At 42.0% G+C, this 23,576-nt stretch carries 17 protein-coding genes; 9 read left to right on the forward strand and 8 right to left on the reverse strand.

The window, feature by feature from the left end; all coding sequences use genetic code 11:
* Positions 1-162 precede the first annotated feature (162 nt).
* Entirely contained in the window at positions 163-549 is a 387-nt protein-coding gene (locus G457_RS0102390) for an STAS/SEC14 domain-containing protein (protein WP_026945047.1), read from the forward strand.
* Positions 550-573: 24 nt separating this feature from the next.
* On the opposite strand, the gene G457_RS0102395 is transcribed toward G457_RS0102390, so the two are convergent.
* From G457_RS0102395 to mtaB, 5 genes are all read right to left on the reverse strand, one after another.
* The gene (locus G457_RS0102395; RefSeq protein ID WP_026945048.1) at positions 574-1,206 is read right to left on the reverse strand and encodes a hypothetical protein; all 633 of its coding nucleotides are present in this window, start codon (positions 1,204-1,206) and stop codon (positions 574-576) included.
* 145 nt (positions 1,207-1,351) lie between these two features.
* The gene (locus G457_RS0102400; protein ID WP_026945049.1) at positions 1,352-1,951 is read right to left on the reverse strand and encodes a hypothetical protein; all 600 of its coding nucleotides are present in this window, start codon (positions 1,949-1,951) and stop codon (positions 1,352-1,354) included.
* Between the two features lie 45 nt (positions 1,952-1,996).
* The gene (locus tag G457_RS0102405) at positions 1,997-4,006 is read right to left on the reverse strand and encodes an alpha amylase C-terminal domain-containing protein (RefSeq protein WP_026945050.1); all 2,010 of its coding nucleotides are present in this window, start codon (positions 4,004-4,006) and stop codon (positions 1,997-1,999) included.
* A gap of 449 nt (positions 4,007-4,455) precedes the next feature.
* Positions 4,456-4,737, reverse strand: a complete 282-nt coding sequence (locus G457_RS0102410) for a GIY-YIG nuclease family protein (protein WP_026945051.1) — start codon at positions 4,735-4,737, stop codon at positions 4,456-4,458.
* A gap of 61 nt (positions 4,738-4,798) precedes the next feature.
* Complete coding sequence (mtaB, locus tag G457_RS0102415; RefSeq protein ID WP_026945052.1) at positions 4,799-6,118, reverse strand: tRNA (N(6)-L-threonylcarbamoyladenosine(37)-C(2))-methylthiotransferase MtaB; 1,320 nt, start codon at positions 6,116-6,118, stop codon at positions 4,799-4,801.
* A gap of 234 nt (positions 6,119-6,352) precedes the next feature.
* Between mtaB and G457_RS0102430 the strand changes: the two genes are divergently transcribed.
* The 7 genes from G457_RS0102430 (at position 6,353) to G457_RS0102460 (ending at position 18,917) form a co-directional block, all read left to right on the forward strand.
* Positions 6,353-8,515 (forward strand): glutamine synthetase III family protein, encoded by a 2,163-nt coding sequence (locus tag G457_RS0102430; protein WP_026945053.1) that lies wholly within the window; start codon positions 6,353-6,355, stop codon positions 8,513-8,515.
* Between the two features lie 528 nt (positions 8,516-9,043).
* The gene (locus G457_RS0102435; RefSeq protein WP_026945054.1) at positions 9,044-12,172 is read left to right on the forward strand and encodes a SusC/RagA family TonB-linked outer membrane protein; all 3,129 of its coding nucleotides are present in this window, start codon (positions 9,044-9,046) and stop codon (positions 12,170-12,172) included.
* A gap of 28 nt (positions 12,173-12,200) precedes the next feature.
* Positions 12,201-13,766 carry a SusD/RagB family nutrient-binding outer membrane lipoprotein gene (locus G457_RS0102440; protein WP_026945055.1) on the forward strand — a complete coding sequence of 522 codons (1,566 nt, stop codon included), beginning with the start codon at positions 12,201-12,203 and terminating at the stop codon, positions 13,764-13,766.
* 86 nt (positions 13,767-13,852) lie between these two features.
* A complete protein-coding gene (locus G457_RS0102445; protein ID WP_026945056.1) occupies positions 13,853-14,998 on the forward strand; it encodes a glycoside hydrolase family 18 protein in 1,146 nt (381 codons plus the stop codon).
* A gap of 8 nt (positions 14,999-15,006) precedes the next feature.
* On the forward strand, positions 15,007-16,851 hold the full coding sequence (locus G457_RS0102450) for an FAD-dependent oxidoreductase (RefSeq protein WP_026945057.1): 1,845 nt from the start codon (positions 15,007-15,009) through the stop codon (positions 16,849-16,851).
* Positions 16,852-17,050: 199 nt separating this feature from the next.
* Positions 17,051-17,599, forward strand: coding sequence for an RNA polymerase sigma factor (locus G457_RS0102455; RefSeq protein ID WP_026945058.1), 549 nt, complete (start codon positions 17,051-17,053; stop codon positions 17,597-17,599).
* The gene (locus G457_RS0102460; protein ID WP_026945059.1) at positions 17,586-18,917 is read left to right on the forward strand and encodes a hypothetical protein; all 1,332 of its coding nucleotides are present in this window, start codon (positions 17,586-17,588) and stop codon (positions 18,915-18,917) included. Before G457_RS0102455 ends, G457_RS0102460 begins: the two co-directional genes overlap by 14 nt.
* A gap of 318 nt (positions 18,918-19,235) precedes the next feature.
* Here the strand turns inward: G457_RS0102460 and G457_RS20915 are convergent, their stop codons facing one another.
* Genes G457_RS20915 through rlmD form a run of 3 tightly spaced genes read right to left on the reverse strand, consistent with a single transcriptional unit; the run spans position 19,236 to position 21,826 of the window.
* Positions 19,236-20,036, reverse strand: a complete 801-nt coding sequence (locus G457_RS20915) for a DUF4397 domain-containing protein (protein ID WP_051260670.1) — start codon at positions 20,034-20,036, stop codon at positions 19,236-19,238.
* 9 nt (positions 20,037-20,045) lie between these two features.
* Complete coding sequence (locus tag G457_RS0102470; protein WP_026945060.1) at positions 20,046-20,423, reverse strand: hypothetical protein; 378 nt, start codon at positions 20,421-20,423, stop codon at positions 20,046-20,048.
* Complete coding sequence (gene rlmD, locus G457_RS0102475; protein WP_026945061.1) at positions 20,420-21,826, reverse strand: 23S rRNA (uracil(1939)-C(5))-methyltransferase RlmD; 1,407 nt, start codon at positions 21,824-21,826, stop codon at positions 20,420-20,422. Before rlmD ends, G457_RS0102470 begins: the two co-directional genes overlap by 4 nt.
* A 257-nt stretch (positions 21,827-22,083) precedes the next feature.
* Between rlmD and G457_RS0102480 the strand changes: the two genes are divergently transcribed.
* Positions 22,084-23,565 carry an MFS transporter gene (locus G457_RS0102480; RefSeq protein ID WP_026945062.1) on the forward strand — a complete coding sequence of 494 codons (1,482 nt, stop codon included), beginning with the start codon at positions 22,084-22,086 and terminating at the stop codon, positions 23,563-23,565.
* Positions 23,566-23,576: the final 11 nt, after the last annotated feature.

Here is a 23,576-nt window from a genome sequence, read left to right on the forward strand (position 1 = left end):
GATTGAAATTTTTTGGACTGGCAATATCGCAAGGAGCTTCGAATTGGAAAAAGGACGAGACTTTTTTCCGGTTTATTTTCAAAAATAATAGGTGGAGAAAGCTGTTTTATTAGAATCGATAAGTTATCAAAAACCCTTTCGCCATCAGTCAGTTATCTTCTCATGAATGACTACGCCACCATCGATGAATCGGAATTTCCGCTGATACGGATTCGCTTTACAGGCGAAAAAAGTACAGATGAGAATTTCCAACGTTACTTATTCCAAACTCGGGATTGCTACCGTCATAAAAAAAAGTTGGCCATCATTTTTGATGCGCGAGAGGCAGGGATCCCCGCCTTGTCCCATCAGCGAATGCAAGCTGATTGGCTTCGGGAAAATCGTGGTTTAATGCAGGATTATTGTCAAGGGACGGCTTATGTGATCCCGAATAAGGTCATTCGTGCGGTCTTGCGAGTCATATTTTCCCTTCAAAAACAGCCCGTTCCTTACAAAATATTTGAGAAAGAATCAGAAGCTGAAAAATGGGTGAGGGGATTGGATTTGTAGTAATTGCTTTTGGTTTAATAATTACTACATTTTTTGAAATCTATGTCCATTCCACTCAAAGGTTATTTTTTTTGTTTGAATCCATGGATCAAATTGATCGCTTTGAGGGATTAATTCATATTCCACTTGATTTGATTTTTCTGGATTCAGATTGTAACTCGTACTAATCGAGATCTTTTCTTCTTTCAGGCTATCTGGAAGATTCTCTTTCAAAAAGACGGCAGTTTCTATGGCATCAGGAAGGCCAAGGGTTTTATTGGACTGCAGAGTTCCATTCTTATAGTCAAATGTCACTAGGGAATGCTGCTCAAATGCGCTCGGTGTCCCGCCGAATTTGGAATAAACAACAATTGGAGCACCGTCAATTTTTTGAAATTTTTTCAATTCAATGACGAAAAAGCCACTTTGCCCAGTTGTAAAATAATACTGCAGCTTTATGTAATCTTTTGCTGCCAGATAGTCAACTCTCATAGTTTCGAGACTATCTCCGATTGGTAAAGTATAGCTTCCTTCTTCTATCAACAAGTTCTTGGCTTCGCTTGACAATTCGACGGTATAAGAGAATGGCAGTGCCTTGAAAATTTCCTGAATAGTCTGTCCCAAAGCCCCGTGTGCTAGCCAAAGTGTGAATAGTAAGATAAATGATGCCTTTTTCATTGAGTTTTGGAAAACGGTCCGCAGCTAAGAAACGTGGGGTATTTCAGAGCTATTAACTATCTATTTCTTACAAAGTTTCTTGGGAGTAAAATGGCCATTTTTAGTCATTCAGCCCACATTACGCTTATACAGTGTTGCTCAGTATTTATATTATTTCTCGTTTCAATTTCATCTTTGCATTAAATTCGGTCTCAATCAGATTTATTCTCTTTTCTATATAGACTTGATCCATCGTCACAATAAGTTCTAAGTAGGGATGCATACATTCAACCCATATCCGTTTTCCATCCGTACTGTAAAGGAGGATTACATTTTCACTTCGCATTTTCTCATTGTACTTTTCCTTTCTTTTCAAATCGACTTTAGAGGTGTTATCAAAAAGATTCTCTACTTCATATTCTGAGTCATACCCATAAGTTTCAATTTTCTGTATTGTAAACTTGTCGTTACCTGCAAAACTAATGTCCGCATTTAATGCTTTCCTTTCCCTAGTAAGCGATTCGATTCTTAGTTCTATGAAGTCGTCTCCAGAATAGGTTTCATAAAATGAGTATTCTAAACGTTGAATTAGATTATCAGTCCAATTTGAAAACTCAATCCATTTGTGAAACATCCATGTTTCTGGTTTAGAAGGTTCGATTGAAATTGAGTCAGATCCAATTCCACACAAGTCCTTTCCAATAAGTTTTTGGAGATGACTTATTTCTTTGTCTGAAAGGATATGTTCAAAGTTTATTGTCTTCATTTTATATTGAGTACAACTTACTTGATTATGCACCTTATTTAATTTTCATATTTTTTCCATCACCATCATCGTTCTATTTGGAATGTATAGGCTTACTTCCTGGTTTTTATCCGTCTGATAGATCACTTGCTGATCCAGCCGTTCAAAGCCTCCATATTCCTGCTGGTCTGAGTTCAAGATAATCTGATAGCTGCCAGACTCGGGAAATCGAATCTTTTGTCCAAAATAGGACTCGGTTGGGTGGAAGGAGAAAACAAACACCAAATCACCCCGCTTGTAGGCTAGAATCTTTTTATCAGGCTCTAGGTAGAGTTGAGTGGCTGGACCTGATTGCAGTAATTGCTGGTCTTTGATCAGTTGGATGATAACCTGATCCCAAGCGTAGAGTTGGGCATAGCGAAGATGGGGCGTGTCGGCCAGCGACCATTGTCTTCTCGCGTATTGGTAGCTCCAGTTATTTCCTTCCCGTGGGAAGTCCACCCACTCCGGGTGTCCAAATTCATTTCCGATAAAATTCAAATAGCCTTCTCCGCCTAGCGAAAGCGTGATCATTCGGATCATTTTGTGTAAGGCGATTCCCCGGTCCACTACCAGGTTTTGCTCCAGTACGGACATGGATGTGTACATTTCCTTGTCCATCAGCCAGAAGGCGATACTTTTATCTCCTACTAGGGCCTGATCGTGGCTCTCTGCATAGGCTATGGATTTTTCTTTTTTGGGCCGGTTGGTGAGCTCATACCATAACTCAAAAAGGTCCCATTGTTCGTCGGTTTTGTGTTTGAGCGTCTTGATCCAAAAGTCTGGAATCCCCATAGCCAGTCGAAAGTCAAAACCGATTCCTCCTTCTTCCACCTTCCGACATAGTCCGGGCATCCCGCTGACTTCCTCTGCGATGGAAATAGCCAAAGGCTTAAGTTGATGGATCAATGTATTGGCTAGCTGAAAGTAAAGAAGTGCATCCTGATCGACCCCTTCGTCAAAATACTTTTCTCCCGAATCAAAGCTCACATGTCCATGATGATGGTAAAGCATGGAGGTCGCCCCATCAAAGCGGAACCCGTCAAAGTGAAACTCCTCCATCCAATAGCGGATATTGGAGAGGAGAAACTGCTGTACTTCCCACTTTCCATAATCAAAAAGCTTGGAGTCCCATCCTTCATGATAGCCTCTGCTGCCGGGGTGAAAATACTGATGGTCGCTTCCGTCAAACTCATTCAGGCCTTCATTCACGTTTTTGACCGCATGGGAGTGCACGATGTCCATAATTACAGCGATGCCCATTTTGTGCGCGGTATTAATCAGGGATTTGAGTTCCTCCGGAGTGCCAAATCGAGACGAGGGCGCAAAGAAGTTGGACACATGATAGCCAAATGAACCATAATAGGGATGCTCCATCACTGCCATCATTTGAATGGCATTATATCCCGATGCTTTTATTCTGGGCAGGATATTTTCTTCGAATTCCCGATAAGTACCAACTCCCGCCTTTTCTTGAGCCATTCCTACGTGGCATTCATAGATCAGGGGCATGGAAGCAGCTTCATCGAGGTGGAAGTTTTCATCTGTCCAGCGGAATTCCTCCTCCGGGAACCAAAGTTGGGCTGTGAAGTCATGCGTCTCGGTATCCTGCACGACTCGACGCGTATAGGCAGGAATTCGATCCAAGTCCCGGCCTTTGGCATCGATGACTCGTACTTTGATTTTACTCTGATGCACGAAAGTGTGCTTGTATTGCTCAAAAGGTAGGAAAATCTCCCAATCGCCACGGTGATTGCGCTTCATGGGGTGAGACTCTCGATCCCACCAGTTGAAGTCACCCATCAGAAACAATTGTCTGGCAGCGGGTGCCCATTCCCGATATACCCAACCTCGGCGTACGGGTTCCCAGTGGACACCATAGTATTGGTGGAAATTGGCAAACTCGAGAATGCTACCCATGGCTTGCTCGATTTCATGAATTGCCTTGTAAAAGCGGTCAGTTCGCTCCTGAATCTTATCTGCAAAAGGCTCAAGCCAGGATTCGTCTTGGGTTAATGCTAAGGTGTTTTTGCTCACAAAAAGTAGAGTTTTATTTATCTCAAATTAGGGAAAATAATATGATTATTTGCTATCATGCCAGTAGTTCAAACGGCCTCGAATAGATTCGACTAGCTCATTATCTGTCGCTCGGAAATCGAATTCTCCTCTCTTATCCAATTTATAGGTTAACAATCATAGAGCGAAGTCGAATGAGCTTAATATAATTTGGTTACTGGTTTGAAAGCAAACATTCATAAAAATTAATGAGGATCGGAAATAATAAGCAAAAATTTTCAGTATTTGATGGGGGTTAAAATGTATTTATCAATTCCTTGAAATATTTGGGCCTCGACTTCGCTCGGCCATCGAATCGAAGAGGTTTTATAACAGAGAGGGGGAAGAGAGCGGCTGCGCCGCTCTCTTCCCCCTCTCTGTTTAAATAGAACAATGCATCGTTCACCGAGCGAAGCCGAGGTGAGAAGAACCTAGGTTTTTCCCTTACTCAAGTTTTTCAAAGCCTCGAAATCTCGATTAATCAGGGCTTTTTTTTTAGCTCTTGACCAATTTTGAACTTGCTTTTCTCTCTTAAATGCTTCATCAATCCTTTCAAAAGTTTCATAATAAACTAATTCAACAGGCAGGTGTTTTCGTGTGAAATTCGCTCCTTCACCTAAATGATGTTGTTCAAGTCTCTTTTCTAGATTTTTAGTGCTTCCCACATAATAGAGCCCATTTCCACATTTAAGGATATACATAAAAGCCTCCATAACTTTAAAAATACAAAAAGCAGTTCAGTTTTGAAGATTATAAATGGCTGAAAAAGGTTAATTAATGCTTCTCATAAACCATCTCTGGCTCCAACACTTCCACGTTGCCGGCCTCGTTAATGTAGTCAAGCGTTACCTGTTTGGTTTCATTGATGAGCATGGGATCGTACTTTGCTGCTACACGAATGTAATTCTCGGTGAAGCCATGCATTTTTCCTCCGTCTATATCCTCTTCGAAAAGCACTGTAAAGGTTTTTCCTAGATTTTCTTCGTAGAACTTCCTTCTTTTCTTTTCGGATAAGATTCGGAGCATTTTTGACCGCTCATTTCGCTTTTTCATCGGAACCACGCCATCCATTTCAACTGCACGGGTATTAGCACGCTCGGAGTAAGTGAAAACATGGAGGTAGGAGATATCCAAATCGTTCAGGAAATTGTAGGTTTCAAGGAAAAGCTCATCAGTCTCGCCTGGAAATCCGACGATCACATCGACTCCAATACATGCATGAGGCATGAGTGTTTTGATTTTGCTGACACGGTCTTCATAAAGTTCCCGCAAATAACGTCTTCCCATTTTCCGAAGAATGGTATTGGACCCAGATTGCAGTGGAATATGGAAATGAGGCACAAAGCGCTCGGATCTGGAAACAAACTCAATGATCTCATTCGTCAGCAGGTTAGGCTCAATAGACGAGATTCGAAAACGGTCAATTCCATCGACTTGATCCAAGGCAAAAACCAAATCTGCAAAGCGTTCCTGTCGCTTGCCTTCCACGATTCCAAAATCCCCGATATTAACCCCAGTTAAAACCACTTCCTTTACATCTGTCGATGCAATCTCTAGCGCAGACTCCAATGCCGAGGCGATGGTATTGCTTCGGCTTTTGCCCCGTGCGAGGGGAATGGTGCAAAACGCGCAACCATAATTGCAGCCATCTTGAACTTTCAAGAAAGTCCGGGTGCGATCATTGATAGAGTAGGCATTGTTGAATGAATTAGCCTCAGAGATTTCGCTGGCAAGTACTTTTGCTTCCTGCTCCTTGGCAAAGTCACCGAGCAATTCGTGAAGTCGGAATTTTTCAGCAGCTCCCAAGACAGCATCCACACCTTTAATCTCTGAGATTTCACGTGGCTTTAATTGTGCATAGCATCCGATGATAGCCACATAAGAATCAGGGGAAATCTTTTTGGCTTCCTTGACAATCTTTTTGCACTTCTTGTCCGCATTCTCGGTAACAGAGCAAGTGTTGATGATGAAAATATCCGGATTCTCCTGGAAATCCACCTTTTGAAAGCCTCGATCTTCAAACTGACGGCTAATAGTGGAAGTCTCTGAGAAATTCAGCTTACATCCTAATGTATAAAAGGCTACCTTTTTCACAATTTTCCCCTTGATAATGAAGCTGCAAAGGTAAGTAATCTTACCTTCTTTTCAATTTTGGTAAAAAAGTCTCCAAAATTCATGGTTTTTCAGGATTTGGGTGTTTAAAAAGCTTATTTCCTTGAAAAAAGTATAAATTTTTCAAAAATCTAGATGAAAAATAGGCCGAAAGCTTTTTCAAGTCAGTATTTTCCTATTTTTGTTGGTGTAAATTTAAACCACATACTTGTAGATATGGCAACACTAAGACAACAAGCATTGGCAATGGTTCAGTCCAGGCCAAGAGTGAAAGTTGAAGCTCCAGCTTTAAAAATCTCTGACTTTTTTGGTACAAACGTTTTTGGTTTGAACCAAATGAAGCAATCCCTAGCACCTTCTGTATATAAGAAAGTGATGGAGGCGGTTGATAAAGGTTCCAAAATTGATTCCGCAACAGCCGAGGAGGTTGCATCCGCAGTCAAAACTTGGGCTCTTTCTAAAGGAGTCACACACTACACTCACTGGTTCCAGCCATTGACCGGATCTACCGCTGAAAAGCATGATTCGTTCTTTGATGCCCATGCAGGTCTTGAAAAATTTAAAGGTTCCGCACTTGTTCAGCAAGAGCCAGATGCCTCTTCATTCCCAAATGGTGGTATTAGATCTACTTTCGAAGCACGTGGGTATACAGCATGGGATCCTTCTTCTCCGATTTTCATTTTTGAGAAGACGCTTTGTATTCCTACTATTTTCGTGTCTTACACGGGTGAAGCACTAGATTACAAGACTCCTCTTCTTAAGTCACTCGAGGCAGTGAATGATGCAGCCGTTGCTATTTGCCAGTTATTTGATAGAAATGTGCGGAAAGTATCTCCATCTCTCGGTGTAGAACAGGAGTACTTTGTGATCGATAAGGCTCTTTTCTCAGCTAGACCTGATTTGGTGATGGCAGGCCGCTCTGTATTTGGTCATAATCCGGCCAGAGGTCAGCAATTGGAAGATCATTATTTCGGTTCGATTCCTACCCGTGTCAAGGATTTTATGGTTGATTTTGAAATCGAAGCGCACAAATTAGGCATTCCTGTTTCTACCAGACACAATGAGGTAGCTCCAGGTCAATTTGAAGTAGCTCCAGTTTTCGAAGAAATCAACAAGGCCGTAGATCACAATCAATTGTTGATGGATCTAATGGATAAAGTAGCTGAGAAGCATGGCTTGAAAGTACTTTTCCATGAGAAACCTTTCGCAGGAGTAAATGGATCTGGTAAGCACAACAACTGGTCTCTAATCACAGATACTGGTGTGAATCTTTTCCAGCCTAGCAACTCAGCAAGAGAGAATCTCCAGTTTTTGACTTTCTTGGTGGCTACAGTGAAAGCAGTTTACGATCACTCGGATTTGCTAAGAGCTAGTATTGCATCGGCAGGTAACGATTTCCGTTTGGGTGCCAATGAGGCTCCTCCGGCAATTATTTCTGTATTCTTGGGTGAGACTCTGACATCTGTATTGGATGAGCTTGAGAAAAACGGAAATATCAAGATCGAGAAGGGTGACAATATGTACATGAAGTTGGGTATCTCCAAGATTCCTGAGATCATCCTTGACAATACCGATAGAAACAGAACTTCTCCATTTGCATTTACAGGAAATAAGTTTGAGTTCCGTGCAGTAGGTTCAAGTGCCAACTCCGCAGGCCCAATGGCTACCTTGAACGTGATTGTGGCTGAAGTACTTCGTCAGATGATGAAAGACATTGAGAAGGAGATTGGATCCGGAAAGGAAAAGAAGATTGCAATCGTCAATGTGCTTCGTAAATACATCAAAGATTCTAAGAAAATTCGATTCGAAGGTGATGGATATTCCGAAGAGTGGGAGAAAGAAGCTGCAAAGCGCGGACTTTCTAACTTGAAAAATACAGCTGAAGCATTGGATGTTTACATGAAAAAAGAGACAAAAGAGCTCTATTCAAGACACAATGTGATGAATGAGTTGGAAATCCATGCACGCCATGAGATTATGCTTGAAGACTTCATCAAGAAGGTACAGATCGAAAGCCGTGTCATGGGTGATTTGGCATTGAATCACGTGATTCCTACTGCAATTTTGTATCAAAATAAGCTCATCGAAAATGCGAATGGAATGAAGGGTCTTGGACTCGACAACTCCGCTGCTATCGAGACTATCAAAGATGTGTCCCGTCATATCGAAGCCGTGAAGTCAAATGTGAATGCCATGATCGATGCCCGTCGAAAACTCAACAAGGAAGAGGATATCGTGAAGCGTGCAAAAGGATATCAGAAAGAGGTGAAAGAGGCATTCTTTGATAAAATCCGCTATGCGGTCGATAAACTTGAACTTCTTGTGGATGATGAAAGCTGGCCATTGGTGAAATACCGTGAGATGCTATTCATCAGATAGTTCGTCCAATCAAAATAAATTAAAAGGTCATTTCTTCGGAAATGGCCTTTTTTATTTCAGAATAAACTTAAACCTTTCATTCAAATGTTCGCTGTGCACAAAAAAATATTCGGATAATCCTTATAATACTTAAACAAAATTTTGTTTCACTCTATTTTTTCTTAGATAATTTTTAATGAATCCAAGGTGTGAATTTCAAAATGTTGATTAAGATGTTTTTATTCGAATAAAAAATTGATCGTCAAAGATTAACTTTTAAAAAAAAATTAAAAAAGGTTTGCTATTTTTCATAATAAAATAATAATATTGTTTTTCTAAATATTTCGAATTACCTAGATTTACTTAAGCCTTAATAAGGTTTACGTTATTTAATCAATAGAAAAGTCGGTTTTTATGACTTTTGATCAAATATGATTTTAACAAAACTGTTTCGCTTATGAAGCATTCCTCACAATTAACCCAATTAAAAACCAAGTCCGGACATCCGGCAAATCAATTTCAATTATTTCTAACTTCTTATTACCAGCTATGAGAAAAATTTTATCAATCTCGTATGGGTTGGCTTTTATGCTATTTATAAGTATGCAAGCCTATGCCCAGACACGCATCCTGACAGGTACTGTTGTGGGTGAAGCGGATGGTTTACCTATCCCTGGTGTGACGGTCCTTGACAAGACCAACCAGACCGGTACGACCACAGATGTGGACGGAAAGTATTCGATCAGTGTAAGTGATAATTCTGTTTTGGTGTTTTCCTTTATTGGATATGCTTCGCAGGAATTCACCGTAGGAAACCAGTCAATTATCAATGTAACCCTTGCTGAGGATATCTCTGAGCTGGGCGAATTTGTCGTTACATCCTTTGGTATGGAGCGAAATCAAAAGGCGCTCGGTTATTCCGTTACTCAGTTGGGAGGGGATAAGTTTACTGAGTCACGTACCGTGAACGTGGGTAATGCCCTTACTGGTAAAGTGGCTGGTGTAAATGTAACACCTCCGGCGACTGGTGCAGCAGGATCTACTCGCGTCGTGATTCGAGGTGGTTCCTCTTTGACAGGAAATGATCAGCCATTATATGTGGTCAATGGTGTTCCGATTGAGTCCGGAAACCTTGGTTCCGCAGGTATATGGGGTGGAAATGACGGTGGTGATGGTCTTGCAGCTATCAACCCAGATGACATTGAGAGTTTAACGGTACTAAAAGGTAATACCGCTGCCGCGCTTTATGGAGCACGTGCAGCAAATGGGGTTATTTTGATCACAACCAAAACAGGTACTGCTAGAAAAGGGATTGGTATCTCTTTCAACTCCAACTTTACCATGGAGTCTGTGGTTGATGAAACCAATTTTCAGCGGATCTACGGTCCAGGTGAAAATGGAAGAAAGCCTCTAACTCAAGATGAGGCAATCAACAATGCCATTAATGGATGGGGTGCTCCTTATGACGGATCTCAGACTGTTCAGTTTGATGGAGTTCAGCGGCCATACTCATTTTTGGGAGAAGATTTCAATGATTTCTATAGAAATGGAATGACTTGGAACAATTCCATCGCCTTGTCCGGGGGAAATGAGAATACAACCTACCGTTTTGCCTTTTCTAATTTGACCAACAATGATGTAGTGCCAAATGCAGGTTTCGACAGAAATGTGGCTAACATCAATGTAAACAGTAAGCAAGGTAAATTTACCTTGGCAGTGACCGGTCAGTATTCCAAGCAAACTGCTACTAATCGTCCAAGACTTTCTGACTCTCCGGGAAATGCCAACTTCTCCATGGTGGTGAAGCCAGGTAACATTCCATTGTCAGTCATCAGAGGTGATGAGAATAAGCCTGGTGCATTGCCAGACGGAAACGAGCTTCGTTATCAGTCAAATGTTTTCCAGACTAACCCTTACTGGGCAGTTTACCAGTGGGGAAGAGAAGATGTGACCGATCGTATCATGGGTAACATGTCCCTTCGATATGACTTCACTGATTGGTTGTATGCACAGGGTCGATTCGGAACAGACTTCCAAATCCGTGACGAGTATGCTTTCGAAGCTTATGGTACAGCCTTCAAGCCACGTGGAAGTTACAATACTACTATGAGAACCATCCAAGAAACCAATGCTGATTTCTTGATCGGTTTTGATAAAACATTCGGTGATTTCAGTGTGGATGGATTCCTTGGTTCTAACATCATGCGTAGAACTATCGAAAGTCAGCGAGGTGGTGGTAATGACCTAGTTGTGCCATTCTTTCACTCAGTGACCAATGTAGCTGCACCAACCTTCGGATATGGATTCTCTGAATTGGGGATCAATTCCTACTTCGCTGCTGCAAACGTAGGCTACAAGAATGTGATTTTCTTGAACTTGACTGGTCGTCAAGATCAATTCTCTACACTTTCTCCAGCAAACAGTAAGTTGTTCTATCCTTCTGTAGGTTTGTCTGCTGTCATTTCAGATATGATTGTTCTTCCTGAGTTTGTCACATTTGCTAAGATTCGTGGTAACTGGGGACAAGTAGGTGGAGGTGCTCCAAATCCTTATGCACTTAACTTACAATATGGATTGGTAGGCGCAGGACATCTTGGTGCTAACCTTGGACAGATCAACAATGGTTCTATTCCAAACTCTGGTCTATCACCTTATACTTCTACAGAATATGAAATTGGTGCAGATTTAAGATTCTTCGAAAACCGGTTAGGTATTGATGTCGCTTACTACAGAAGAAGAACTACTGATGATATCTTGAATCAGGGTATTTCTGCTACTTCTGGATTTGGCTCTACAACCGTTAACATCGGTGAACTTGAAAACAGAGGTATTGAGCTTTTGATTAATGCAACGCCAATTATCGCCGGAGATTTTCAGTGGAATATATCCTTCAACTTTGCAAACAACGTTTCCGAAGTACTTAGCTTGGGAACCAACGCCGCTGGCGATCCTGTAGAATTTATCAACTTGGATGAAGCAAGAACAAGAAGAGAGCGAATCCGACACATTGTAGGCCAGCCATTGGGTATGATTACCGGATTCAAGCATTTAGAAATTGACGGTCAGAAAGTATATGATGCCAATGGATTCCCGGTAACCACTCCTGGATTTGAGACTATTGCAGAAGGTCGTCACCCTATCTCAGGAGGTATTACCAATACCTTCACTTGGAAAGGGTTCCGTTTGATGACTTTGATTGACTTCAGAAGAGGTGGTTCAGTGATGTCAGGTACCAATTACTTTGCATATCAGTTTGGATTGCATCAGAATACACTTCAGGGAAGAGATGGCAATTTGACTGTGTCCGGTGTGACTCCTGAAGGAACCCCTGGAACATGGACTATTCCTGCTGATCCAAGTAACCCTAATAATTACTTGATCGATCAGTATTGGCAGCGATATGCTCAGGTGACTGAAAATGTGGTTTATGATGCCTCATTCGGTAAGCTTCGTGAGCTATCATTCGGCTATACTTTCCCACGTACGTTTGTAGAAAAGACGCCATTCCAGTCACTTTCACTTTCATTCGTAGGAAGAAACTTGGCGATCCTTTGGTCTAAAGTGCCAAATATTGATCCTGAAGCAGCTTACACCGTTTCCGGAAATTCTCAGGGTCTGGAATACTTCGCTGTACCAGCTAATAGAAGCTTCGGTTTTAATCTTTCTGCAAACTTCTAAGTCGGCTCAACCCTAAACTATTTAAACAATGAGAATATCAAATAAAATAACAGGTCTGATGTTGGCTTCCATGCTATTTGCTACTTCTTGTAGCGAGCAGGATCTTTTGGACTTGAATATAAATCAGAACGCAGTCGAAGATATCGATATGCAGTACCTGTTTTCCTTGGGTACACTTCGTATAGGAGGGGAGTATGAAAATACCCGTGCAAATATGCTTTATGCTGCCACGATGATTCAGCATACCGCATCTACAGCAGGATACTTCAGTGGTGATAAGTATTTCTACAATGCGCAATATTCTGGTGCTTACATGGAGCGTCATTTTACAGCTGTAATTCGGCTTTTCTCAGAGGTAATCAGAAAGACAGCTGATGATCCTAATGAGGCAAATGTCAATGCAGCGGCAACTATCCTTCGGGTATTTGACCTGCACAGAATGACCGATATGTATGGAGATATACCTTACACTCAGGCTGGATATGGCCTAGAGGCAGAGGAAAATTGGTTCCCTACTTATGAGCCTCAGCAAGAGGTGTATAACAAAATGATCGATGATCTAAGAGCAGCTCGAGACCGTTTCTCCGCTTCAGCGAGACCTTTAGGAGTTCAGGATTTCATCTACTTTGGAGACACTGATAAGTGGAAGAAGTTTGCTAACTCTCTTCTTATGAGAATGGCAATGAGAATCAGCAATGTAGACCCTGCCAAAGCTCAGGAAGTATTCACTGAAGCTAATAGCAACGGTGCTTTCACCAGCAATGATGATATCGCTTACATCCATTATGCTCCAGGACCTCAAGGTGTCAACCGAAATGGCCTGAACGATGGATATTGGAATACTTACAAGTACTCTAGAGACTGTAAGATCTCTGACACCTTCATGAGCTGGATGGATGCCAATAATGATCCTCGAAAAATGATCATCACGGGCGGTATTGGAAATCCAGAGGATGCGTCTACTTGGATTACCGAGCCTGAAGCACAAATCGGTTTGCCTAATGGATACAATTCCACCAATTTAGTAGATGCAGTTCCTCCAGGTACCTTGGATGGATTCAGTGTAGTGCAGCAAAATTTCTCTATGCTTAATCTGAAGTATCTTGATTGGGAAGATCCTTACTACTTGATCTCTTATGCAGAAGTTGAGCTTATGAGAGCTGAAGCTGCTTTGAAAGGTTGGATCGGCGGAAGTGCTGAATCTCACTTCAATGCAGGTGTGGCAGCAGCCATCAATGCTTGGACTTTGTTTGATCCTTCTTTCGCAGTTCCTGCAGAAGATATCGATGCCTACATAGCTGGTAGAGGTTTTGGTGCAGCTTCTAATGAAGATAAAATGCGTCTGATCGGAGAGGAGTACTGGGCTGCTACCTACCTAAATGATATCGAATCTTGGTCTAACTGGAGACGTACAGGTTATCCTGAATTGACTCCAACACAGGATCCAAATGCCTGGGAAGGCAACTTCATTCCAAGAAGATTAATCTACTGGGAGACCGAAATCGGTGCTAACCCTGATAATTACCAGTCTGCTGTATCAAGAATGGGCGGAGATCTATTCGCGACACGTATCTGGTGGGATGGCGGAAATTAATTTTCTGTTAATTTGATTTGATTGCAGAGGTTTTGATTCATTTCAAAACCTCTGTCTTTTTTAACTTGCCTCAAAAAAACTCACACATGCGAATTCTTACTTTAGGCCTACTCCTTTTTGTTATTTCCTGCAGCAATCCGAAACCTGAATCGGATGCAAATCTGACGGATAAAAATTACCACATCGTTGGCTATGTAGCTGGTTGGAAAACGGTGAAAGCCAATCGAATTCCTGCCGAGAAGCTTACCCATGTCAATTATGCATTTGCTGATGTAAGGGAGGGATTGGTACAAAATATGGAAGGAAAAAGCGAGCGAGACAGTTTGAACTTTTTGGAGCTTCATAAATTGAAATCCATAAATCCTGACTTGAAGCTATTGGTTTCTATCGGTGGATGGACCCATTCCAAAGGCTTTTCCGAAGCTGTATCCACTCCGGAAGGAATCAAGAAGTTGACAAAGTCTGGAATAGATTTTTTGATAAAGTACGACTTGGATGGTCTGGACTATGACTGGGAATACCCTGGTCTTCCCGGTGATAATAACCCCTACAAGCCCGAGGATAAGGAAAACTTCGTGGCTATGCTGAAGAGCTTCCGGGAGGCATTGGATTCTCTTGGCTCTGTAACAGGCAAAAAGTACCTAAGCACCATTGCTTCTGGTGGATTCCGTCGTTATCTGGAAGTAAATGACCTAGCGGCGGCACAAGAGTACCTGGACTTTATTAATATTATGGCGTACGACTTCTACACCGCCGGTGATAAAGTCACAGGGCATCATGCAAATCTTTATCCTCATGGAGCAAAAGGGCGCTCCGCTCAAACTACCGTTGAGGAGCACATTGAATTTGGGGTCCCGGCCGAAAAATTGGTACTTGGTGTTCCTTTTTATGGGAGAATGTGGAAAAATGTTCCTCCAGATGAAAATGGGCTTTTTCAGTCCGGAGATTTTGAAATGGGCTTGCCATATCATCAAATTTTTGCTCTTTCTAAGACCTCACATTATGTAAGATTCTGGGATGAAAAAGCAAGCGTTCCGTATTTATATTCTGCAAAGGATTCAGCCTGGATTACCTATGAAGACACGGAGTCTTTAGCGGAAAAAATGAAATTTATCAAAGAAAATAAGCTGGCAGGTGCGATGTTCTGGGAGATGAGCGAAGATAATACACGCAGTTTGCTCAATGCTGTATATGATGGATTAAACCCAAAGCCTAATACACCCAAAAATTAACCTACATTATGTTCAAAAAAACCTGTTTTCTTTTAGCCGCTTTTTTTATCTCCATTGTTTCTTTTGCTCAAAACTATGATGTAATCATCATCGGGGGAGGGGCAAGTGGGACTGCTGCAGGACTTGCATCGGCTCGCAATGGAGCCAATACGCTAATTATCGAAGAAGGGCCCTGGCTGGGGGGAATGCTTACTTCTGCTGGTGTCTCTGCCATCGATGGGAATCATCGCCTTCCTTCAGGTATTTGGGGTGAGTTTCGTACGAAATTGATAGAACACTATGGCTCCCAACAAGCAATGTCTACCGGATGGGTGAGTAATACGCTTTTTGAACCTAAAGTAGGGAATCAGATTTTCCAGCAATTGGTAGCTGAAACCAAAGGACTCGAAGTCAACTTTAATACCCATTGGAAAAGCGCTGATTACATCAATGGCCTTTGGAAAGTAAGTGCAGACAAAAACGGCCAAAGTCTGGAGTTTTGGTCTCCGATCCTGATTGATGCTACCGAGTTGGGAGATGTGGCTGCAAGTTTGGGGGTTGAATACCGTCTTGGAATGGATGCCCGTGATGAGATCGGAGAGGCTTTTGCACCGGAGCAGGCCAATGATATCGTCCAGGACCTTACCTATGTAGTGACCTTAAAGGATTTTGGACAAGGTTCTGATAAAACAATTCCTAAGCCGGCTAATTATGACCCAGCCGAATTTGCCTGTGCCTGTGCCCATGCGGATCCAATCACGGATGAAGATCCTACTCTTGACTGTCAGAAGATGCTGGACTATGGCAAGCTTCCCAATGGAAAATACATGATCAACTGGCCAAACTGTGGAAATGATCACTATGTCAATCTGGTCGAACTATCGCCTGAGGAGCGTGAAAAGGAACTTGAAAAAGCCAAGCAGACCAGCTTACGCTTTATCTATTACATTCAGCATGAATTAGGTTTCAAGCATTTGGGAATTGCAACGGATGAATATCCTACTGAGGATGGTTTACCCATGATTCCTTATCATCGTGAATCACGTCGATTCCGAGGAATGGTGGATTTCACCCTTCCTTTTGTCCGTACTCCTTATGATGCACCTAGTCCTTTATATCGCACAGGAATTGCCGTAGGAGACTACACTATTGACCATCATCATAAAAAGAATCTAGATGCGCCGGCCATTGACTTTATCAAGATCCGTGTTCCTTCCTACAATGTCCCTCTCGGAGCTTTGGTACCAAAATCCCAATCGGCATTAATTCTTGCTGAGAAGAGTATCTCTGTTTCCAATATTGTCAATGGGGCATCTAGGCTTCAGCCGGTCGTTTTGGGAATTGGGCATGCTGCTGGGGTATTGGCATCAATAGCTGCTGAGCAGCAGAAAAGTCTTCAGAAAATTTCCATCAGGGAAGTTCAACAGGCTCTTCTGGATCAAAAGGCCTATATCATGCCCTTTTTGGATATGAATCCCGAGGACCCACATTTTCAGGCAATGCAACGAATCGGTGCTTCGGGCATTCTGAAAGGGGAGGGGGTTCCGTATCTGTGGGCAAACCAAACCTGGTTTTACCCTAATAGAAGGGTGACAGAATTTGAGTTAATTCAGGGCTTGAGACCTTTTTCTGATTCTTTGGAGGCTTTTTGGGGTGCTAGTGGAGCCTACCTGACTGGTGAACGCTTCCAGGTACTTTTAAACCTAATATCTGAAATCTCCTTGAAAGATTTGGCTGATGCTTGGACTGATGCCGGGCTGCCGGGAAGTTTTACCACCGAGAAGGAATTGAACCGAAGAGAAGTATCTGTCTTGCTGGATAGTACGATTAAACCTTTCGAAAGAGAAGTCGATTGGAATGGGGACTTGAAATAATTTTTCTTTCCTTGTAGCGTAAATCTCAAAACATCCGTTCCTAAATAAACGGATGTTTTTTTTGATTTTGATAGGCTTCAGTTGAAGATCAACAGCCTTGAAAATCGAAAAAGCAGAATTAAATCAGGAAGTGAAATAGGTAGAAAATCGGCGGAGATAGACCTTGTGGTATGGTGATTTCTCCAAATAGAATTACGCATTGAATTGGTCAGACCAAGAGTTGATTGACGGTTGCAAACGTCGCTCAGCAAAAAGTGAGGAATTATTTTTTAAGAGATACTATGGCTATGTCATGGGTATCAGTCTTTCCTATGCCAAAGATCGGGACTTAGCCCAAGAAATAGTCAACGATTCTTTTCTGAAGTTTTTTGGATCCATCGAAAGCCTCACAGATCATCAGGCCGTAAAGCCCTGGCTTCGTCGAATTACCGTGAATACAGCGATTGATTGGTACAGGAAAAATAAAAAGTACAGTCAACAGCAGGAAATTAATGAGCAAAATGAGGTCTTTCATGAGGTCCATGCCATTAGTGATATGGCCTATGAAGATCTGGTGAAATTGCTCCATCAGCTTCCCGAAGACCACTATTTGGTGTTCAGTCTCTATGAGGTGGAAGGCTACAGTCATCGGGAAATCGGTGAAAAAATGGGGATTACAGAAAGCTCTTCTAGGGTTTATCTGGCTAGAGCGAAAGCTCGATTAAGAGAATTAGTAGAAATGCACCTGAAGGAATATGCAGGAAGATAAAATATCAAAAGAAATAGCCGATTCTCTTCGAAAGTATCAAGAGAATCATCCTCAAGCCTATGAGCAAGGAGCTTGGGAGGCTTTTGAAAAAAGCAGGAAATCGGGTGGTTTTCCATGGTTGCCTGTCTTTATAAGTGGAATCGCAGCATGCCTTCTGCTTGGGCTGGGTTATACCTGGATCTCTCAGGATTTTCAGTCAGATAATATTGATCAAAATGAGGTGATTACTAGTATAGAATCTGAATTTGAACTCCCAACTACTCCCGCTCAAGTTGACTCTATTTATAAAGAGGAACTAGAAATCAAAACTAATCCAGTATCTCCTGAAAATTTGATTGCTGAATCTTCCAAAGTAAGCTCTATAGAGCCTGTTAAATCAGAAAATACAGAACAGTCTATTTCAAATTTTCCAAATAAAGAAATGATCGGGGATTCTGGAATTCCAAAAGAAAAAACGAGTGATATTCCATTCAAATCATTGTCTGAAGCAGAGTTCAAACAAAAACTTCTGGCAGGAGACTGGTCGAATTCGAGTAACTCAGAAGCCAAAAATTCATACTACCGAAATAGAGATTTGGCTGATTCTTCTGAAATAAGCAATAAGATTGATGAGACTTCATGGAATATGGCCTTAGCAGAGGAAGAAAAAAGGTCAAAAAATTCTAAAGCTATCGCTTGGGAAGTTGGGGTGGCTCCTGCATTTGGTGGAGGTACAGGCGATGGAGGTGGACAGGTTTCTAGCAGCAGTCTGGGCTTGGGAATGGCATTGGCCGTTCCTGTGACAGAGAAAATTAGACTGGGAACCGGTTTGGCCTTGAATACTCTTAGCCAGCAAAGTGAAGTGGTATTTTCACCAGCAAATGCCTTTGCAAGTTCTATTGCACCTTCTGAAGAAAGAATTACCGTCAATCAGGCTCAAGTGGAGCTTCCGCTGTTTGTTCAATATCCAATCAATCCAAGTAATACTATTTCCATAAGAGCTGGATTTTCTTCTATCTATGCCATCAATCAGCAAGCCGATGTGGAGTCTTCTTTTACAAGACAGGTGGTTGTGGCAAATGATGCGGCGAATTCGAGTATCAATGATTCTAGAATCATTCAAGAGTCAGTGGTACAAAATACTTCCTTGGAACCTGCCAATCAGCGGTTTTATCCTTTTGCTACAGCAAATTTTGGATTGAATATTCAGCTGCTGGAAAGCAAAAATGTCAACTATGTCTTGATGCCATTTTACAATCTCCCGTTGACAGACTTTACGGGTTTTGGTGAAAATCCCGGTCTGGTAGGCGCGTCTTTCAAAGTTAATTTTGGGAAATAAAGGTTTTTGAACTTGTCTTGAAAAATGGGAAGGCATAGCCTCTTGAATCCTATTTTTGAACAACCTCTGTCTTGCTGGCATCTAATTTTCATTTCCATCTAAAGATCCTGGGCCAGTGCCGGAATTAATGGTTAATGTTTTTTCACCAGGTTATATTGTCCCTTATTGACTTAGGGTAAAATATTCCGTGGTTTCAGTACTGTTTCTTTATTTTTTCTGTTTCCAGGTAAAAAAAATCGTCGTATTGTCTCGTAGTTGTTGGGACAAAAAAAAACCGGAGCAATTGTGCCCCGGTCTTAATCCATTGTGATGGGATTTTTAGATCCCGAAATAGTTGGTAATAAGTTGAAGGTCCAGCTCCTTGGATGTTTCAGTTGCACCCTCATTTCCTTTTAGAATTAGCGTGTAAACAAACCTATCTCTGATTTCGACACCATCGATTTGAAGAAGTGATTCTCCGTTTTCGACGGATTTTACATCAATGTCATAAATCCCTGGCTCTAGCTCCCCAAAATCTGTGATATCCTGGAACTTTACATTTGGAGTGATTGGCGTAGTTAATCCCGAAAACTCTACATAGACCTCTCCTAGTTCTGAGGAAAGGTGTGCAAATCGAAGTTGGGCTAAATCTGCCACGGGGTCTTCCCAGATATCTTCGACTAAGGTAGATTCAAGCTGATCATCTTTACTGCTAAGGAAAATCGAATAGACTTTATCCACTTCAAGAGTGACATTTTGCTCTAAAAGGCTGCTGGTACTCGAAGCACTGGTGTAGCGCATCAGACGCTCACCGATGAAAAAGGGGCTATAGGCGATGAATTCAGAAAACCCTAAGGGTTGCTGTGTTACCTGATTGTTGTCGGCGAAAATATTGAGGTCAGGAGCTGTTGCAGATCCCTGGTAGATAGAAACATAAGCTGCGGGTGTAGGATCAGGAATGTCAATGTCATCCAAACAGGAAGTTGCCAATAAAGCCAAGCCGCCGAAAGCTAAGGACTTCAAGGCAATTGATTTGAAAATGGATACTGGGTTTTTAATCATAATTGTGCTAGTAATTGGTTTTTCTCCTAGACGCAAAAAAGCCGTGATTCGCTTCAACCACGGCTTAATTTTTATCATTTTTTGTCTTTATTCCTCAGGATAAGGGATGTAGACAAAACTGGTAAAGGCTCCGTCCATCACAAATAGACAGCAGAACTCATCAGGATCTTTGAATGCTTTCTTAAAGTCCTCAAGAGCATCCTCGGCTATCAGCTTTCGCTGCACAAATTCATCGACGTAGGTGATGAAATAATTCCATTCGAGGTTTTTCTCTACCTTCCCCAAAAACAACTTTCCGATGGGTTGCATTTCCTTGGAAATGGGGAAAATAGGGAAATCTGAAAATCCTCTTGACTTGACCTGATAGGCAGCCTCTTTGAGTACATCTGAGATTTTTACAAAATCACTGCTGATTGTACCCAAGTATTTTCCGTTGAGTTCGGGATCGTTAAAGTCAGAAATCATGGCTTTAAGGTTAATTGTACAACATTTTCTACATGATAGGTCTGAGGGAACATGTCTACAGGCTGAATTCGTTCCACTTGGTATTTTTCAGCTAGCAAAGCTACGTCTCTAGCCTGTGTGGCTGGGTTACAAGAGACATAAACGATCGTAGGGGCAGCAAGGCGAAGCAGCATTTTCACTACATCTTCGTGCATTCCTGCTCGTGGCGGATCAGTGATAATCACATCCGGAGCTGCATGCTGCGAAATGAATTCTTCATTGAGGACATCTTTCATGTCACCTGCATAGAATTGCGTGTTCGTGATTCCATTGATTTCGGAATTCAATTTCGCATCCTCGATCGCAGCTTCCACATACTCGACACCGATTACTTGTTTGGCTTGTTTGGCTACAAAATTGGCAATGGTACCTGTCCCAGTATAAAGGTCATAGACTACTTCATCCCCTTTGAGCTCTGCAAAATCCCTCGCAACTTTATACAGTTCGTATGCCTGATCAGAGTTGGTCTGATAAAATGATTTCGGACCAATTCTAAACTTGAGCCCTTCCATTTCTTCCTCGATGTAAGGTAAGCCTGCGAAGGTTACCAATTCTAAATCATGAAAGGTTTCGTTTCCTTTGGTATTGATGACATATAGGAGGGAGGTGATTTCCGGGAATTTTGACTTCATAAACTCCATCACAAGCTGAATATTCTCCGCATCATCTTCACCAAACTGGACAATCACCATGGTTTGACCCGTAGATGTAGTCCGGATGATAAGATTTCGAAGCAAACCTGCCTGATTTCGAATGTCATAGAAGCTCAGTCGGTTTTGGAGGGAAAATTCTCGAAGGCTATTTCTCACATCATTTGAAGGACCACCCTGCAGGTAGCAATGATCAATGTCGATGATCTTATCAAACATCTTTGGGATATGAAAGCCTAAGGCATTGCGCTCAAACTCTTCGCCGGATCGGATCTGCTCGATGGTCAGCCATTTTTTATTCGAGAAAGTGAAATCCAGTTTATTCCGGTAGTAGCGGGTATTTGCAGATCCTAAAATCGGTAAGACCTCGGGGATAGGAACTTTGGCAATTCGCTCAAATTGATCGACTACCTGCTGCCTTTTGTAGGTCTTTTGCAGATCATAATTGATGTGCTGCCATTTGCAGCCACCACAGGTTCCGAAATGCGCACAAAATGGCTCAACTCTATCTTTGGAGTATTGGTGGAAATGTACGGCTTCCCCCTCCATAAAGGAGCTTTTTCCCTTGGTGATCCGCACGTCTACAATGTCTCCCGGGGCAACATTCCCCACAAAAACCACCTTCCCATCATGATGCCCGATGCATTTCCCTTCGGAGGCAATGCGCTCAATGGCCACCTCGGTGATGATCTTGTTTTTCATTTTTCTCGACATGGCTGCAAAATTAGGGAAAATGAAGGAGAAAGAGATTTTGTGAAAACTCTTTGATCGGTCTCAAGAGCAAAAAGCTAGGACAGCCAGATTTATAAGTGAAATTTAGTCTTGTCAAAATTATCAACCGTTTGCATTAAATTTTTCTTTTATTTCTCTCTTAATGCTTCTTTTTGACAAAGAAAATTTGGTATGTTGAACAGGTTTTTTTCTATGAAAAGAATCAAGTCTTCTACAAACCCAAAATAAATCGGTTTTTAATGAGAAAACCCACCTTGTCCTTTTCGCAGATCATCAACATGAATGTTGGGTTTTTTGGCATTCAGTACAGTTTTGGTCTACAGCAGAGTGCAGTCAATCCCATCTACGACATGTTGGGTGCAGCTCCTGACGAAATCCCCATTCTTAACTTGGCTGGTCCTATGACCGGGCTTTTGATTCAACCCATCATTGGGGCACTTAGCGACAATACTTGGAGCCCTAAGTATGGCAGGAGAAAGCCTTTCTTCTTTATCGGGGCTTTATTCTGTAGCATTACGCTCTTTTTGTATCCCTTCAGTAGCTCGCTTTGGATGGCTGCAGGTTTACTTTGGGTGCTAGATGCTGCGAATAATACAGCAATGGAACCTTACCGAGCCCTTATCGCAGACAAGCTTCCCGACGAGCAGTATAGTACCGGGTTTTTGACGCAAAGTTTCTTCACGGGTTTGGGGATTACCTTGGCTAATGTTTCTCTTTTTGTATTTCAAAAATATATTCCCGGATCTTGGGGTTCCTTGCCTTATTGGGTTTATGCGTCTTTTTTCCTAGGTACTGTTTGTTCCATCGGGTCGGTGATGTGGAGTATTTCCAAGACGCCCGAAATTCCGCCCAGTGAGGAAGAGTTGAAAGCTTTGAAAAAGCGAACGGAGGGCATGCCTCACCCAGCCATTCAGTTTTTCCTTTCGATTTTAACCACTTTGATTGCTTACCTGGTCTTTTTGGTTTTGCTAGTACCCGCGATTTTCTCGAGAGGACTTCTGCATAGAGTTTTGCAAAAAACCAAATCCAATTCGAAAACTCGGATTCTTTTTGCCCAAAATATCGAAATCATTGAATCAATCATGGTCATGCCAAAAGTCATGTGGCAATTGGCCTTGGTCTATCTTTTTCAATGGTATGCGCTCTTTTGTTATTGGCAAAATGCCGCCAAGAGTGTCGCCCAATCGGTTTGGAATACCAGCCCAAGTGGCGACCCCAAGCTTTATGAAGAGGCAGTGGGATGGACCGGCCTGGTTAATGGTTGGTACAATGTGGTGACCTTTCTTTCAGCCTTTTACCTTGCCCGAATGGCTACCAAGTTTGGCCCTAAGAAGGTTCACTTCATCTGTCTAATTATTGCTGGTTTAGGATTGATGGTTTTTCCCCAATTGACAAATAAATATGCGCTCTTTATCCCGATGGCAGGATTTGGGATCGCTTGGGCTAGTATGATGGGTGTGCCTTATCTACTCGTTGTCAATGAAATTCCAAAGGAACGCTATGGGGTGTATATGGGGATTATCAACATGATGATTGTGATTCCTATGATTTTGCAGACAGTAACTTTCGGCTTTATCTCCAAAAACTTTTTGGGAAATGATCCAGGATTGGCCATTGTTTTTGGTGGAGTATTATTGATAGTGGCTGCAGCTGCAGTATTGCTAATTAAAGAAAATAAGAATATCGTAACAGATCAGCCCATCGGAGGGAGTGGACATTAAGGATGATTATT

The organism is Algoriphagus marincola DSM 16067 (genome assembly GCF_000429405.1).
GTDB classification, from domain to species: domain Bacteria; phylum Bacteroidota; class Bacteroidia; order Cytophagales; family Cyclobacteriaceae; genus Algoriphagus; species Algoriphagus marincola.

Excerpts from the sequence above, each read along its gene's own strand:
- G457_RS0102390 (WP_026945047.1), top strand. The coding sequence starts at position 163 with ATGAATGACTACGCCACCATCGATGAATCGGAATTTCCGCTGATACGG.
- G457_RS0102470 (WP_026945060.1), bottom strand. The coding sequence starts at position 20,423 with ATGATTTCTGACTTTAACGATCCCGAACTCAACGGAAAATACTTGGGT.
- G457_RS0102410 (WP_026945051.1), bottom strand. The coding sequence starts at position 4,737 with ATGGAGGCTTTTATGTATATCCTTAAATGTGGAAATGGGCTCTATTAT.
- G457_RS0102395 (WP_026945048.1), bottom strand. The coding sequence starts at position 1,206 with ATGAAAAAGGCATCATTTATCTTACTATTCACACTTTGGCTAGCACAC.
- G457_RS0102430 (WP_026945053.1), top strand. The coding sequence starts at position 6,353 with ATGGCAACACTAAGACAACAAGCATTGGCAATGGTTCAGTCCAGGCCA.
- G457_RS0102450 (WP_026945057.1), top strand. The coding sequence starts at position 15,007 with ATGTTCAAAAAAACCTGTTTTCTTTTAGCCGCTTTTTTTATCTCCATT.
- G457_RS0102480 (WP_026945062.1), top strand. The coding sequence starts at position 22,084 with ATGAGAAAACCCACCTTGTCCTTTTCGCAGATCATCAACATGAATGTT.
- G457_RS0102400 (WP_026945049.1), bottom strand. The coding sequence starts at position 1,951 with ATGAAGACAATAAACTTTGAACATATCCTTTCAGACAAAGAAATAAGT.
- G457_RS0102460 (WP_026945059.1), top strand. The coding sequence starts at position 17,586 with ATGCAGGAAGATAAAATATCAAAAGAAATAGCCGATTCTCTTCGAAAG.
- rlmD (WP_026945061.1), bottom strand. The coding sequence starts at position 21,826 with ATGTCGAGAAAAATGAAAAACAAGATCATCACCGAGGTGGCCATTGAG.
- G457_RS0102445 (WP_026945056.1), top strand. The coding sequence starts at position 13,853 with ATGCGAATTCTTACTTTAGGCCTACTCCTTTTTGTTATTTCCTGCAGC.
- G457_RS0102440 (WP_026945055.1), top strand. The coding sequence starts at position 12,201 with ATGAGAATATCAAATAAAATAACAGGTCTGATGTTGGCTTCCATGCTA.
- G457_RS20915 (WP_051260670.1), bottom strand. The coding sequence starts at position 20,036 with ATGATAAAAATTAAGCCGTGGTTGAAGCGAATCACGGCTTTTTTGCGT.
- G457_RS0102435 (WP_026945054.1), top strand. The coding sequence starts at position 9,044 with ATGAGAAAAATTTTATCAATCTCGTATGGGTTGGCTTTTATGCTATTT.